Raw genomic sequence first — 13,659 nt, forward strand, 5'->3', positions numbered from 1 at the left:
GCCCGGCCATCAGGGTTAGGCTGCCATCGTGGACAAGAGTGTCTGTACCGTGGCCGCGGCGATGTTGATCGTCAGCGGCTGCGCGTCCGGTCAGGCCTCCACACCGGGGCCGGGCGCGTTGCCCCCGGGCACCGCAAAGATCTCCATCGACGGCGGGCAGGTCGGCAGCACCTATTCGGTGCGTTGCCAGACGGTCGATTGGATGACGAGGATCCACACCGACCTGCACGGTGCAACCGTCAACGCCATGCTTTCCAACGCCGGCAAGCTGACGGCTGAGTTCGTCCGCCTGCACGACGTCGACGGGTTCGAGGGTTCCTACGAACGCGCGCTGCAGGGCGAGGCATCGGTCACGATGAACGGTGCCACCTATCAGATCACCGGCGCCGCACTGGGTTTCAACAAATCGGACCGGACACGGCTGAAAGCGGAGACGTTCACTCTGACGGTGTCGTGCTGAGGAAGGCGGCGATGTAGCCGGCGAGTTCTTCCCCGGCGTCTTCCTGGAGGAAGTGCCCGGCGTTGCCGACCACCGGGTGAGCAATTCCCTGGGCGCCCGCCATCTCGCGCTGCAGGATCGGTGCCATCCCACCCGTGATCGGGTCGCCGTCGCTGAACGCCACCAGCATCGGCGTCGGGCTCGCGGTGAGCGTCGCCCAGGCAGCCCGATTGGCTGCGGCGGCCGGATCGTCGGGTGAGGTCGGGACCAGGCCCGGCATGGCACGCGGTCCCGCGGAGAAGGAGTCGTCGGGAAACGGCGCGTCGTAGGCCGCGCGGACCTCGTCGCTCATCGGGCGGCGGCAACCGCCCTGCACGAACCGACCTATGTCGATCGACGGTGCGCTCTGGATCGCCTTACGGAACTGCCACCAGATTTCCGGCATCGGGATGTCGCCGGTGGGCAGGCCGGTGTTCGCGACGACCACACGGGCGAACCGCTCCGGATGCTCGGCCGCCAGCCGCAATCCGATCAGACCGCCCCAGTCCTGGCCGACGAGGGTCACCCGCTGCAGGTTCAGCACGTCGAACACCAACTCGCGCACCCATTCGACGTGACGCGCGTAGCTGTGGTCCTCGATGCGCGTCGGCTTGTCCGATCGGCCGAACCCGACCAGATCGGGGCAGATGACACGATGTCCGGCATCGACCAGCACCGGGATCATCTTCCGGTAGAGAAACGACCACGACGGCTCACCGTGCAACATCAGCACCGGATCGGCGTCGGCGGGCCCATCCTGGACCCACGCCATTCTCAGTGTGCCACCCTCGCTATCGGAGACATCGGAATAGCTTGGGATGTAATGGAATTCGGGTAAGTCAGCGAAGCGGTCGTCCGGCGTGCGAAGCGTCTGCATGAGTGTGAAGATACGCCAGCCTGTTCACGCCTCACGCAGATCCGTGAAGTCGGGATGCGCCATCAGCTGATCGAGCAGAGCGACCTGCGCGGCGAGCAACTTGACCCTGGCTTGGGCCACGGTGAACCACTCGATCCGATCCACCTCCGGAAACGTCTTCAGTTGTCCCGAGCCTCTGGGCCATTCGAGCTCGAAGGTGTTGCTGCGGGCCTTGCTGACGTCGAGGTCGCCGCGCACCGCGAACGCGGTGACGACCTTGCCGCCGGATTGCTTGACCGGCGACAAGTCGATGCGCGGCCCGACCGGCGCGGCCGACCCCACCTCTTCTTCGAATTCGCGTTGCGCCGCGGCCCACGGATCGTCCCCGGTGGTGTACTCGCCCTTCGGGATCGACCACGCGCCGTCGTCCTTGCGCGCCCAGAACGGTCCGCCCGGGTGCACGAGCAGGACTTCGACCGTGCCGATCGCAAGCTCGGCGGAGCCGGGCGCAGCGGGTCGGCACGCTGCACCAGCGCCGGAGGTCACTCGGCAGAGCAGCAGGCCCGCGCTGAGCTTGGGCACTAGGACAGCTCCCCGGTCAAACCCCCACCGCGCGTTCCAGATCCTTCAGCGAGGTTTCCAGGTGGCCGAGCAGCCGCTGCAGGTGCGGCACGCTCTTGCGGCATCCGACCAGACCGAAGTCGATGTTGTCGGCGTTGTTGACCATCGTGATGTTCAGCGCCTGCCCGTCCAGTGCGATCGACAGCGGGTAGTTGCCGTCCAGACGCGCGCCGTTCCAATACATCGGCTTGGTCGGCCCCGGCACGTTCGAGATCACGATGTTGAACGGCGGAGGCGACGCCCGAACGATGCCCGGCAGCGAGGAAAGTCCGAGCGGGCTGATGAGCGCCGCGGAGAGCGCGTACGCCTGCAGCTTGGGCAGTTCGGAGAACACCTTTTTGTTGCCGCGCATCGACGCGCTGATCGTTTCCAGCCGCTGTACCGGGTCGTCGAGATCGGTGGCGAGGTTGCACAGCAGCGCGGCGACCTGGTTGCCTCCGCTGTCAGCCTCGTCCTCCGTCCGCATGCTCACCGGCACCATCGCGATCAGCGGGTTGTCGGGCAGCGCGTGCTCGTCCTGTAGGTAGTGACGCAGCGCCCCGGAGCACATGCCGAGGATGACGTCGTTGAAGGTCACGCCGGCGGCGACCTTGATGGCTTTGAGCCGGTCGATCGCCCACGACTGCGCGGCGACCCGCCGCGCTCCACCGATCGGGACGTTGAACATGGTGCGCGGCGCGGCGAACGGCAGCGTCAGCTGCTGTTCCAGCAGCGCGGCACGGGCCAGCGACCACGTCGACGGGCCATACGCCACAACAGATTTCGCGATGTCGGTGAGCCCGGGGCGCTTCGACTTCCCGGCGTTCTCGCGGTGACGTCGGGGCAGGTCCCAGATCGCCTTCATTTCGGTGTCGTCCGGGTCGTCGGAAAGTGTGCGCTGCATCAGTCGCAGCGCGGAAACACCGTCGATCAGCGAATGGTGGAACTTGCTGTAGACGGCGAACCGCCCGTCGTTCAGCCCCTCGACGAAGTGCGCCTCCCACAGTGGGCGGTGCCGGTCGAGCAGGCCGCTGTGCCACCGAGACGTCAGCTCCAGCAACTCGCGCACCCGGCCCGGGGTCGGCAGCGCCGAGCGCCGTACGTGATAGTCGATGTCGACATCGTCCGGGTCGTCGTAGGTCCAGGCGAAGCTGGGCACAGCGCCGAACGTCCACGCGGGGTGCTTGCGGAAAGTCGGCTGAAAGTCGCGGTTCGCGACCAACGCGTCGCGGACTTCGCGGGCGAATTCTGGCCCGGCGCCCTCTGGCGGCTCGAACAGTTGCAGGCCGCCGACATGCATCGGGTGCTCACGCGATTCGATCGCCAGAAAGACCGAGTCGAGGGGACTCATCAGTTCCATGCGTCCATCTAAGGCGCTGCCGCAAGACGCGGCCAGCGAATCCACGAATCGGGTCAACTGACTATGGGGCGGATTTGCGACGAGATCGGCTGGTAACGGTGACCCGAAAGGCCGCGCGGCCCTAAGCTCTTGGGATGCGTGACCGGGAGACGATCGACTCCGACTTACGCCGCGTGGCTGCCGAGCTTCGCTCGATCCGCGAGCGTGGCGGGCAGCCGTCCAGCCAACAGCTCGACGCGCTTCTCGACGAACGGCTGGGGCATCCGGTCGACGTGCTTTCCGACACAGCGGTTCTCGACGAAATCCTGGCGCCCTTCGAGAAAACCTTCGAGCGCCCGCGTCGTCGTCGCAGGAGTCCGCTGCTGCATCTGGCGCTGCGCGCCGCGGTCCCGCTGTCGGCGCTGGCCGTCGTCGCGATGCTGGTCATGATGTTCGTCGTGCACCGGCATCATCGTCCGTCCGAGCCGGCGCCTAGTCCGGTGGCAGAGGAGCACCCCACAACTGTTGCTCCTGCACCGCTTGTTCCGCCGGTGAACCACCCGTCGCAGACCGACATCGCCGAGAAGGCGATGGTCGAGGTGCTGCAGCGTGAGGGTGTGCCGGTGCCCAACAGCGACTACGCCGCGACGCAAGGACATGCGGTGTGCGACTTCCTGGGACGCGACGCCAACATCGCGAATGCGACTGCCTTCGTGCAACGATCGACGATCTGGGATGCCGCGCAAAGCGCCGACTTCACCAGCGCGGCCATCGTCACCTACTGCCCGCAGTTCGAGTCTGCGGGCACCGACCAGGCGCAGCAGGCGTATCAAAAGGCCGCCACCAACCTGCAGTCCATCGAGGGTGACCTGCAGGGGATCAACCAGGATCTGCAGGGCATCCGCGACGGCCTGCGCGGCGACGGCTGAATCGAGAACCGGGTCGACTGTTCGAAGTAACGTGACGTTGCTGGCGGGCAGGGCCGCCGCTAAATCCGCACCACGCTTAGCGCAGTTCAATCTCCGGTCCGGGTGTATGTGATGTCGAAATGAAAAGTCTTCACGCACCCACCGCTCGCAGTTTGCGTTCCCTCACCACTCATTTGCTGAATGGGGTCCGGGGGTTCCTGTGGGACTTGGACTGTCCAATCGGTCTCGTTATGCTCTGCCAGTCCACTCCTGGTGCATTTCCCGTCTGAGGAGAGGTGCCCGGTCCACTTATCACCTGCGAAATTCAGATAGACAGCGCCTTGGCCAGCCTCGTTAGCGACACTCAGACACCGTTGTCCGGTACGCAGACAGTACGTATCAACAACATAATCGCGGTCGAATCTCGTACCGTCGTCGCGGTAAATGATTTGCCTGCGGTAGCGGCCTGAAAAGTGTTGTGCTGGCGAGCGTACAAAGGGTGCAATTACTTTGGGGTCGGTGACTTGAACACTCGGGTCAGGGCCGCCAGTACGAGTAAAGGTCACAGGCTGTTTGCTGTTGCAGCCTCCGCTCGGGTAAACAGCACGAAAATCACCGCTGAAGGAGCCGTCGGGTTTGGGTTGGAGTTGATACACCCGCCAGTGCTCAACCGCTTTTTGACCCCGGCATTCGCCGTCATTTTCTATACTCACCGCGGTCCAGCGCCCGTTCGCATAGTCGAAGGCGAACGTCAAGACGCCCTCCGGACGATTCACAGTAGTGGCACTGGCTACACAGCCGCTGCGGTCGCAGAAGGACCTCGCGACGAAGGTGACCGTCGACGAGGAACTCTTCTGCGGCGCACCGCCGAAACTGGTCTTCGGGCCGTAGGTGGCGGTGAACGTACCGTCAAATGCCGGTCCGGCGGGCCTGGGTAGGTGTGCTGGCTGGGAACCGGCAGACCTCATGTTGGCCTGTTGGGTGTCGTGGCGGGTGATCAGGACTACCGCGCCACCGATGAGTAGCACTACTGCAAGAAGGGCGGCAGCAAGGGCTGCCGGGTGGCGCAGCAACGGCCTGCGCGCCGTGACTGCCAGCGATGGATTTCTTTCGCGAGGCAAAAACGGAGCCGGCTCAGCATCGCTATGCGCGCGCTGTTCGGTGCGCGCCCACGACAGGGAGTCGGATGATGCGTTGCTGGGCGGCCATGGGGTCGCGTCTTCCCGAGGGTGTTGGCCCAAATGTGCCGCTTGCGTTGGTGGCTGGTAGGGCAGACCCTGCTGTGGCACACCCGCTGCTAGCTGCGAGGCGGCGGCGGTCATCGCGGCGGCGAGTTCAGTTGTAGTGCCGTATCTCTCGCTTGGGTTTTTCGCCATGCCAACGGCGACTACGTCGTCAAACGCCTGAGGCACAGTGCGATTGGTGACCGAGGGCCTGGGTGGCGCTATTGAAAGGTGCCCGGCCACTTGCTGTTCCACACTGTCGCCGACGAAGGGAAGTTGACCAGTCAAACATTGGTAAAGCACACAGGCTAATGCGTACACGTCAGAGCGAAGGTCAGGCTCACCAGTGCCGAACCGCTCGGGAGCCATGTAAGCCCATGTGCCGATCGTCGAGCCCGTGCTTGTCAAACCGGTCGAATCAGCGGCGCGAGCGATACCGAAATCGATGAGGTAGGCGAAGTCTGAAGGTGTGACCAGGATATTGGACGGTTTCACGTCTCGGTGGATCAATCCGACTTCGTGCGCGGCGTGCAGCGCTGACGCGACTTGATCAAGGATCTTCACTGCGCGAGCCGGTTCTAGGGGTCCGCCGCCAAGAAGGGACTCCAGATCTTGGCCGTCAATCAAGCGCATGTCGACATAGAGGCGGCCGTCTAGCTCACCGTAACTATGGATAGGAACGATGTGCGGTTCATACAAACCGGCCGCGACCCGCGCTTCACGACGAAACCGATTTTGAAAATGTTTGTCAGTCGCTAGGTGGGGCGGCAATACCTTGAGCGCGACCACGCGGTCACTGACCGTGTCGTGAGCGCGCCACACCTCGCCCATCCCGCCACGCCCCACCAGTTTCAGCAGGCGGTAGTGCCCGAACGGCGTTCCCTCCACGAGCCCTCCCGGCAAAGCACTGTCGTCATCGGCGTCCTGCGACGCTGCGGGTCCTTCGTAGCGGGTAACGACGATTCGTCCCCCGATAGTCGCCCGTCAGACAGCGTCTTCAGTAGCCGCACGCGACGAGCATGCTTCACCGGTCCGTCTCGTTGACAACTGGCTCTCAATTGCTGAGAGCTTCGTAGCAAACTTTAAATCGTTCACAGATCTCTCGCAAGCGTTTAGTAGCGGACTCACAGCTAACAAATGGTGGGCTCAACCTCAACTAGACCTTGGTCACGCTGTCGTATCCGCCCAAGGGACGAGGAGCACGATGTCGCGTTGCCCGCGTTCCCGCGGCTTAAAGAGACGACCGCGCGTCGTAGACGAGAACGCCTGACCGTGGATATGTGCAAAATGTGGACGCAGGTCTTCGCCACGTCGAAGGATCGCAACCACCATAGGCGTGCTAACTGCAGTGACGATCAAGCGAGCTTTGGCGGTGGCGGAGGGATTTGAACCCTCGGACGGGGGTTACCCGTCACACGCTTTCGAGGCGTGCTCCTTAGGCCGCTCGGACACGCCACCGCCGGTGAGCTTACCCAACACCAGCGTCGCTATCCCAATCGCAGCCGAGCAGGGCCTCAGCCACGCGGTTCGACGGCCACCCACACTTCGTTGCGCCGCAAAGGGGGGACGGTCCACGGCGGATCGTAGAACCACGCGGCGGGTGTGCCGACCGCTTTCATCCCCTGACCATCGAGCGTCCGGAGCAGATCCGTCGCCTTCGCGGCAACCGCCTTGGGATCGGTGCTCCCGGAGAATCGTTTGACGGCAACGGTTTCCGGGGGAACCGTCACGAGGCTGACCGCCGGATCGTCCGGATCCGGTAACGATTCCCGCGTCTTGTCGGCCGGCATGAAAAACCGGATCAGCCATTGCCCGTCGGCATCGGCCTGTTGGGCGACCGGCGCCGTCATGGCGATCTTCTCACCGGATCCGCGCCGGGACTGTTCGACGACCGTGTGGTTCTTTCCGAAGATGTAGCCGGCCAAGCGTTGGAAACCGATTCGCCGGGCGGTCACCTCGTCGGCGTCGACCGCCGTCTGCGCCGCGATGCGCGAAGGATAACGTCGGACTTCGACGCCGTCGGCGAGCGGTTCGGCGCTGTAGGCGGGCTCCTCGGTGAGGCCGCGGAATCCCACCACCGACCCGCCGGCCTCGACCAAAGACTTGGCAATCCTCGCGGTCGCCTTCAGCATGGCTGCTTCCCCTTCCGTCGGCACGGCGCTGCCATTCAAAATACCGAGCCGTAGCCGCCTCACCCCGATCGCTGGCGGGCGAAAAACTGCTCCAGCAGTGCGGCGCATTCCCCGGCCAGCACCCCGCCCCGAACCTCCGGCCGGTGATTGAGACGGCGATCGCGAACCACGTCCCACAGCGATCCGACCGCTCCGGTCTTGGGTTCCCACGCGCCGAACACCACCCGGCCGATCCGCGCCATCACCAGCGCGCCCGCACACATCGTGCACGGCTCGAGGGTGACGGCGAGCGTCGCACCTTCCAGCCGCCAGCCGTCGCCCAGCACCCGGGCGGCTTCGCGGATGGCCAGAATCTCAGCGTGCGCAGTCGGGTCGCCCAGCGCCTCGCGTGCGTTGACGGCGCGGGCCAGCTCGGTGCCGTCGGCCGCGACGACCACCGCGCCCACCGGCACGTCCCGCGGACCGGCGGTCGCGGCCGCCGCCAGCGCGGCCCGGATCAGATCGTCGTCAGCGATCACCGACCCAGCTTGTCGAGCACCGACGACAGTTCGTCGGCGAAGCCCATCTCGCGGGCGATGCGGCCCAACTGTTCGTCGGCGTAGAGGTCGGTCTCGTCGAGGATCACGCTGAGCACCGCCTCGGGCAGCCCCACGTCGGATAGCAATCCGAGATCGCCCTCCGCGAACGGGTCGGCGTCTTCAAGATCGTCGGGTTCGATGTCGGCGTCGAGGTTGTCCAGCACCTCTTCGGCGATGTCGTAGTCCAGGGCTGCGGTCGCATCCGAGAGCAGCAAGCGGGTTCCCGATGGCGCCGGCCGGACGATCACGAAAAAGTCGTCGTCGACGTCGAGGAGGCCGAAAACCGCCCCGGCACTCCGTAACTCGCGCAACTCGGTCTCGGCAGCGGACAGGCTGACCAACACCTTCGGCCCCATGGCCGAGCAACGCCACTTGCCGTCCTCGCGCACGACAGCCACACCGAACCCGTCTGGAGTATCGGCCTGTGCGGACGCCCGCTGTGCTCCCATGGCCGCCTACGCTAGTCGCGCCGAAGCCGGTTGACCAGCGCATGCGCAGCAAACGGGTGTCGAGTACGCAGCAGGATATGCCAACCTGGAGACGTGGCTTCTCCCGTTACGACGAGCACTCTCAAGGCACCGGTGTGCGTGCTGGGCCTTGGTCTGATCGGCGGTTCGCTGCTGCGCGCCGCCGCCGATGCCGGCCGCGAAGCCTTCGGCTACAACCGCTCCGTCGAAGGCGCCCAGGCCGCCCGCTTCGACGGCTTCGACGCCACGACCGACCTGACGGACGCACTCAGCCGGGCCGCGGACGTCGGCGCTCTGATCGTGCTGGCGGTGCCGATGCCGGCGCTGCCGATCCTGCTCAGCCGCATCGGCGAGACCGCTCCGGACTGTCCGCTCACCGACGTCACCAGCGTCAAGGGCGCCGTTCTGGACGAGGTCACCGCCGCTGGTCTACGGGCCAAGTTCGTCGGCGGACACCCGATGACGGGCACCGCGCACTCGGGCTGGGAGGCCGGGCACTCGAGGCTCTTCGTGGGCGCACCCTGGGTGATCAGCGTCGACGACCACGTGGACCCGGGAGTCTGGTTGACCGTGCTGCAGCTGGCGCTGGACTGCGGGTCGGTCGTGGTGCCGGCCAGATCCGACGAGCACGATGCCGCCGCGGCGGCGATCTCCCACCTGCCGCATCTGCTGGCCGAGGCCTTGGCAGTGACGGCCGCCGAGGTGCCGTTGGCGTTCGCGCTGGCGGCCGGCTCATTCCGGGACGGCACCAGGGTCGCGGGTAGCGCGCCGGATCTGGTGCGGGCCATGTGCGAAGCCAACGCGGGCCAGCTGTTGCCGCGGGTGGACCGGGCCATCGAATTGCTGACCGAAGCGCGGGACTCGCTGGCGCACAACGACACCGTCGCCGAGCTGGTCGACAGCGGGCATGCTGCCCGGGCACGGTACGACAGCTTCTCCCGCCCGGAGATCGTCGGCGTATTCGTCGGCGCAGAGAATTGGCGCGGTGAACTGGCGGCGGCCGGCCGGGCCGGCGGGGTGATCAGATCCGCTCTGCCAAGTCTGGATAGTTGACGATGAAGCCGGCGTCGTCGACGGTGAGCGTGGTGTCCGACACCGGCGTGCGCACCTTGATGCCGTCGCCGATGTTGCTGTAGCTCACCGTGGCCGCCGCGACGCTCATCTCCGGCAGCCTCACGTAGACCGTGGGTACCGTGATCGTCTCGCCGTTTTCCTGCAGTCCTCGACGGCGGATCGGCAGCGTGTTGAAGAAAAGGCTGTACACCACGTCGACGTCCAGCGCACCGTCGTAGGACGCCCGCGAGTCGCCCTGATGGTCGGTGACCAGCCAGACGTTCTCGTCATCGCGGGCGACCACCAGCTGTCGCTCGCGTTCGGCCAACGTGACGGTCATGCCGAGCCGCTTGGTCGCGCCGGCCTCGTCGGTCAACAGGTCGTAGTAGGCGGCGAACGCGGGGTTGGAGTCTGTCGCGGCGGCGACGATCCGGCCGTTGGCCTTGATTCGCTTGCCGGACAACTGCACCCGGACCGACTCCATCCGCCGGTGATCCTGTGAACGCCAGGTCAGGATCGTCGACCACGCATTGCCTTTCGGGTCTGACGCTGTTTGGCTCACGCGTCTACGTTAGGCGACGACCTGGCAGATATCGACGTCTGGTGGTGTGGCTTTCCGCGCAGTCGCCCGGTACCGGGCATCGACGCCCACACCGCGAAGGCCAGCGCGCCGTCGAGGATCAGGGCGAGCGCCGCGACCATCAGCGCACCGACCAGCGCGATGTGGAACTGGCGGACCTTGATGCCGTCGATCAGGTAGCGCCCCAGCCCGCCGAGGCTGGCGTAGGCGGCCACCGTCGCGGTGGCGACGACCTGCAGCGTCGCGGTACGCAACCCGCCGAGGATCAGCGGAAGCGCGTTCGGCACTTCGACCCGAAACAGGACTCGCCACTCGCTCATGCCCATCGAGCGCGCGGCGTCGACCACAATGCGATCCACCGCCGACACCCCGGCATACGTTCCGGCCAGCAGCGGCGGGATTCCCAACAGCATCAGCGCCACGATCGGCGGTATTAGGCCCAACCCCCATAGCAGCACCGCCAGCAGCAGCACTCCCAACGTCGGCAGTGCCCGCAACGCGTTGACGATGCTGACGATCAGCAGCGTGCCGCGGCGGGTATGGCCGACCAACAATCCCAATGGCACGGCCACCAGCGCCGAGACCGCCACGGCAACCGCGGTGTATTCCAGATGCTCCAGCGTCCGCTGCCCCAAGCCGACCGGCCCTAACCAGTTTTCGGCGGTGAACAGATAGGACAGCGCCTGCACTAAAAAGTTCATCGTGAACCGCCCACCACCGGGGCCGTCAGCAGCCGCCGGCCCGGCCGTGATACCCGCTCCCATGGAGTCGCCAGGCGGCCGGCCAACATCAACCCGGCGTCGATCACCACCGCCAACAGGAAGATCACGATGATGCCGGCCACGATCTGATCGCTCTTGTTCGCCTGGTAGCCCTCGGTGAACCAGGTCCCCAGGCCGCCGATCCCGATCACCGCGCCCACCGAAACCATCGAGATATTGGTCACCACAATCACCCGCAAACCCGCGACGAGAACCGGAATCGACAGCGGCAGTTCAACTTTCACTATCCGGGCGAGCGGGCGGTAGCCGAGGGCGGTGGCGGCGTCGCGCACCTGGGCCGGCACCGCATCCAGCGCCTCGAAGATCGCGCGCACCAGCAGCGCGCAGGTGTACAGCGTCAGCGCCACCACGACGTTGGCTTCGTCGAGAATCCGGGTGGGAATGATCAGCGGCAGCACCACGAACAGCGCCAGCGACGGAATGGTGAACATCGCGCTGGCGGCGACGGTGGTGAACTGTCGAAGCACCCTGGTCCGCCATGTCAGCACGCCCCATGGCAGCGCCAGCACGAGACCTGCCAGCACCGGCACCAGCGAGAGCCGCAGGTGGATCACGGTCAGTGCCCAGGCCGTGGTCAGGTGGTGCAGCAGATAGTGCACGATCAGTCCCGCCGGTGGGAATCCAGGGCGGACAACACATCCCCGGCGCACACGCCGCCGCAGACTGCGCCCGCATCGTCGACGGCCACCCCCATGGCCGCCGGCGACGACAACGCCGCGTCCAGCGCCTGGCTCAAGTTGGCGCCCGGACGGAACACCGCGCCCACCGAGGTCACGCTGTCGCGCAGTGTCGCACCGGCACGATACTTGCGCACGCCGTTCACGTCGATCCAGCCCAACGGCGCGCCGTCCGTCTTGACCACCAGCGCCCACCCGTCGCGCAACCGCTCCTCACCGATAGCGGCCGGATCGGTGATGGTGGCGATGTCGTGTAGCGGAAGGCCTGTGGCGCTGAGGAATTGCAGCCAGCGGTACCCGCGCCCGGCGCCGATCATCCTCGCTACGAAGTCGTTGGCCGGACGGGACAGCAACCGCGCCGGCTCGTCGTATTGCTGCAACACGCCGCCCCGGCCGAACACCGCGACCCGGTCGGCCAGTCGGATCGCCTCGTCGATGTCATGCGTGACGAACACGATGGTCTTCTGCAGTTCGGCTTGCAGCCGCAGGATTTCACGCTGCAGCTCGCGGCGGACGATCGGGTCGACGGCCGAAAACGGTTCGTCCATCAGAAGAATCGGCGGATCCGCGGCCAGCGCGCGGGCCACGCCCACGCGCTGTTGCTCGCCACCGGACAGCTGCGCCGGATAACGCTCGGCCAGTTTGGCATCCAGACCCACCCGCTCCAGCACGGCATAGGCCGCCCTGCGCGCGGCCCGGCGCGACTGACCCTTGAGCACCGGAACGGTTGCGACGTTGTCGATTACCCGCTGGTGCGGCATCAGCCCGGCACCTTGGATCACGTAGCCGATGCCGAGGCGCAGCCGCACCGGGTCGACGCTCGCGACGTCGCGCCCGTCGACCACGATGGTCCCCGACGACGGCTCGGCCATCCGGTTGATCATCCGCATCGAGGTGGTCTTGCCGCAACCGGACGGGCCGACGAACACCGTGAGCGTGCCCTGCGGCACCTCCAGATTCAACCGGTCGACCGCGACGGTGCCGTCGTCGTAAACCTTGTGTACGTCGCGGAAGCTGATCACTGTCCGCCCACGATCGGGTGGTCGAAGTTGTTGTCCCGCAACCACTGTCGGGCAGCCTGATCGGGGTCGATACCGGAATTGCCCGAGACCGATGCGTTGAGCCGGGCCATGTCGCGGCTGGTCAGCTTGGCCGACACCGCGTTGAGTACGCCTGCCAGCCGGTCCGACTTCTTCTGGGTATTGACCAGCGGCACGATGTTTCCGGCCAGGAAGTTGTGCAGCGGATCCCCGAGCGCGACCAGGTTGTTCTGCAGGAATGCCGGCGAGGTACTGAAGATGTTGGCCGCGTTGACCTTCCCCTCCGTCAGGGTGCGCACCGTGACTGCGCCACCGTCGTCACTGATTGCCACGAAGTTGCCCGGTGAAACGTTCAGTCCGTAGCGCTGCCGCAATCCCCGCAGACCCGACGGCCGCACCTGGAAATCCGACGGCGCCGCGAATTTCACTTCGGCCGAGTGCGGGGCGAGGTCGGCGATCGTCGTAAGGTGCCACTTCGCGGCGGTATCGGTGGTGACGGTGACCGTGTCGGTGTCGCACGCCGGCGACGGGCTCAGGATCGACAGGTCCGGCGGCAACCGCCGGCCCAACTCGCGCTCGACGTCGTCGAGTAGCGTCGCAGTGGCGTCCGGCTCCAAATACATCAGCAGGTTGCCGACGTATTCGGGAACCAGGTCGATCGAATGATCCTTCAGCGCGGGCACATACGTTTCCCGACTGCCGATACCCATCCGACGGCCGACATTGAACCCGTTGGCCTGCAACGCTTGTGCGTAGATCTCGGCGACGATCTTGGACTCCGGAAACCCGGCCGACCCCACCACGATCGAGTTGGGCCCGCTCGACGCTCCGCCCAGCGGGTTCGCGGTGCCGCAGCCCGTCGCCGCCACCAACAGGGCCACCAGCCACACCGCGATGCGGTGCCCGCGCCGTCGCCGCATGCCCATAGCGATCGACACTAATGCCC

Annotated in this window: 15 protein-coding genes and 1 tRNA gene; 3 read left to right on the top strand and 13 right to left on the bottom strand. The window is 66.0% G+C overall.

Annotated features, from left to right (window positions below):
• Nucleotides 1-28: 28 nt before the first annotated feature.
• Complete coding sequence (locus MKK62_RS07375; protein ID WP_240261684.1) at nucleotides 29-460, top strand: lipoprotein LpqH; 432 nt, start codon at nucleotides 29-31, stop codon at nucleotides 458-460.
• Here the strand turns inward: MKK62_RS07375 and MKK62_RS07380 are convergent.
• The 3 genes from MKK62_RS07380 to MKK62_RS07390 form a co-directional block, all read right to left on the bottom strand.
• Nucleotides 438-1,355, bottom strand: coding sequence for a haloalkane dehalogenase (locus MKK62_RS07380; RefSeq protein WP_240261683.1), 918 nt, complete (start codon nucleotides 1,353-1,355; stop codon nucleotides 438-440). The genes MKK62_RS07375 and MKK62_RS07380 overlap by 23 nt on opposite strands.
• A gap of 24 nt (nucleotides 1,356-1,379) precedes the next feature.
• Nucleotides 1,380-1,820 (bottom strand): NUDIX hydrolase, encoded by a 441-nt coding sequence (locus MKK62_RS07385; protein ID WP_240264258.1) that lies wholly within the window; start codon nucleotides 1,818-1,820, stop codon nucleotides 1,380-1,382.
• A 112-nt stretch (nucleotides 1,821-1,932) separates the two neighbouring features.
• A complete protein-coding gene (locus tag MKK62_RS07390; RefSeq protein WP_240261682.1) occupies nucleotides 1,933-3,294 on the bottom strand; it encodes a WS/DGAT/MGAT family O-acyltransferase in 1,362 nt (453 codons plus the stop codon).
• Nucleotides 3,295-3,428: 134 nt separating this feature from the next.
• Here MKK62_RS07390 and MKK62_RS07395 point away from each other — a divergent pair, with 134 nt between their 5' ends.
• Nucleotides 3,429-4,202: a DUF732 domain-containing protein gene (locus tag MKK62_RS07395; protein ID WP_240261681.1), complete on the top strand. Its 774-nt coding sequence runs from the start codon at nucleotides 3,429-3,431 to the stop codon at nucleotides 4,200-4,202.
• An 86-nt stretch (nucleotides 4,203-4,288) separates the two neighbouring features.
• Here MKK62_RS07395 and MKK62_RS07400 read toward each other — a convergent pair whose 3' ends face one another.
• From MKK62_RS07400 to MKK62_RS07420, 5 genes are all read right to left on the bottom strand, one after another.
• Entirely contained in the window at nucleotides 4,289-6,292 is a 2,004-nt protein-coding gene (locus tag MKK62_RS07400) for a serine/threonine-protein kinase (protein WP_240261680.1), read from the bottom strand.
• A 479-nt stretch (nucleotides 6,293-6,771) separates the two neighbouring features.
• Nucleotides 6,772-6,862, bottom strand: a tRNA-Ser gene (locus MKK62_RS07405).
• Between the two features lie 56 nt (nucleotides 6,863-6,918).
• On the bottom strand, nucleotides 6,919-7,536 hold the full coding sequence (locus tag MKK62_RS07410) for an SOUL family heme-binding protein (protein WP_240261679.1): 618 nt from the start codon (nucleotides 7,534-7,536) through the stop codon (nucleotides 6,919-6,921).
• Nucleotides 7,537-7,595: 59 nt separating this feature from the next.
• Nucleotides 7,596-8,054 (bottom strand): nucleoside deaminase, encoded by a 459-nt coding sequence (locus tag MKK62_RS07415; protein WP_240261678.1) that lies wholly within the window; start codon nucleotides 8,052-8,054, stop codon nucleotides 7,596-7,598.
• Complete coding sequence (locus MKK62_RS07420) at nucleotides 8,051-8,563, bottom strand: tRNA adenosine deaminase-associated protein (protein WP_240261677.1); 513 nt, start codon at nucleotides 8,561-8,563, stop codon at nucleotides 8,051-8,053. The genes MKK62_RS07415 and MKK62_RS07420 overlap by 4 nt, the downstream gene beginning before the upstream one ends.
• A 132-nt stretch (nucleotides 8,564-8,695) precedes the next feature.
• Here MKK62_RS07420 and MKK62_RS07425 point away from each other — a divergent pair, with 132 nt between their 5' ends.
• Nucleotides 8,696-9,634, top strand: a complete 939-nt coding sequence (locus tag MKK62_RS07425; protein WP_240264257.1) for a prephenate dehydrogenase — start codon at nucleotides 8,696-8,698, stop codon at nucleotides 9,632-9,634.
• Here MKK62_RS07425 and MKK62_RS07430 read toward each other — a convergent pair.
• From MKK62_RS07430 to MKK62_RS07450, 5 genes are all read right to left on the bottom strand, one after another.
• Complete coding sequence (locus tag MKK62_RS07430; protein WP_240264256.1) at nucleotides 9,603-10,118, bottom strand: putative glycolipid-binding domain-containing protein; 516 nt, start codon at nucleotides 10,116-10,118, stop codon at nucleotides 9,603-9,605. The genes MKK62_RS07425 and MKK62_RS07430 overlap by 32 nt on opposite strands.
• Nucleotides 10,119-10,192: 74 nt before the next feature.
• On the bottom strand, nucleotides 10,193-10,915 hold the full coding sequence (locus MKK62_RS07435; RefSeq protein WP_240261676.1) for an ABC transporter permease: 723 nt from the start codon (nucleotides 10,913-10,915) through the stop codon (nucleotides 10,193-10,195).
• Nucleotides 10,912-11,595 (bottom strand): ABC transporter permease, encoded by a 684-nt coding sequence (locus MKK62_RS07440; protein ID WP_240261675.1) that lies wholly within the window; start codon nucleotides 11,593-11,595, stop codon nucleotides 10,912-10,914. The genes MKK62_RS07435 and MKK62_RS07440 overlap by 4 nt, the downstream gene beginning before the upstream one ends.
• A gap of 2 nt (nucleotides 11,596-11,597) precedes the next feature.
• A complete protein-coding gene (locus MKK62_RS07445; RefSeq protein WP_240261674.1) occupies nucleotides 11,598-12,695 on the bottom strand; it encodes an ABC transporter ATP-binding protein in 1,098 nt (365 codons plus the stop codon).
• Nucleotides 12,692-13,639, bottom strand: a complete 948-nt coding sequence (locus tag MKK62_RS07450) for an ABC transporter substrate-binding protein (RefSeq protein ID WP_240264255.1) — start codon at nucleotides 13,637-13,639, stop codon at nucleotides 12,692-12,694. The genes MKK62_RS07445 and MKK62_RS07450 overlap by 4 nt, the downstream gene beginning before the upstream one ends.
• Between the last annotated feature and the right edge of the window lie 20 nt (nucleotides 13,640-13,659).

It is taken from the genome of Mycobacterium paraterrae (assembly GCF_022430545.2).
GTDB lineage: Bacteria > Actinomycetota > Actinomycetes > Mycobacteriales > Mycobacteriaceae > Mycobacterium > Mycobacterium paraterrae.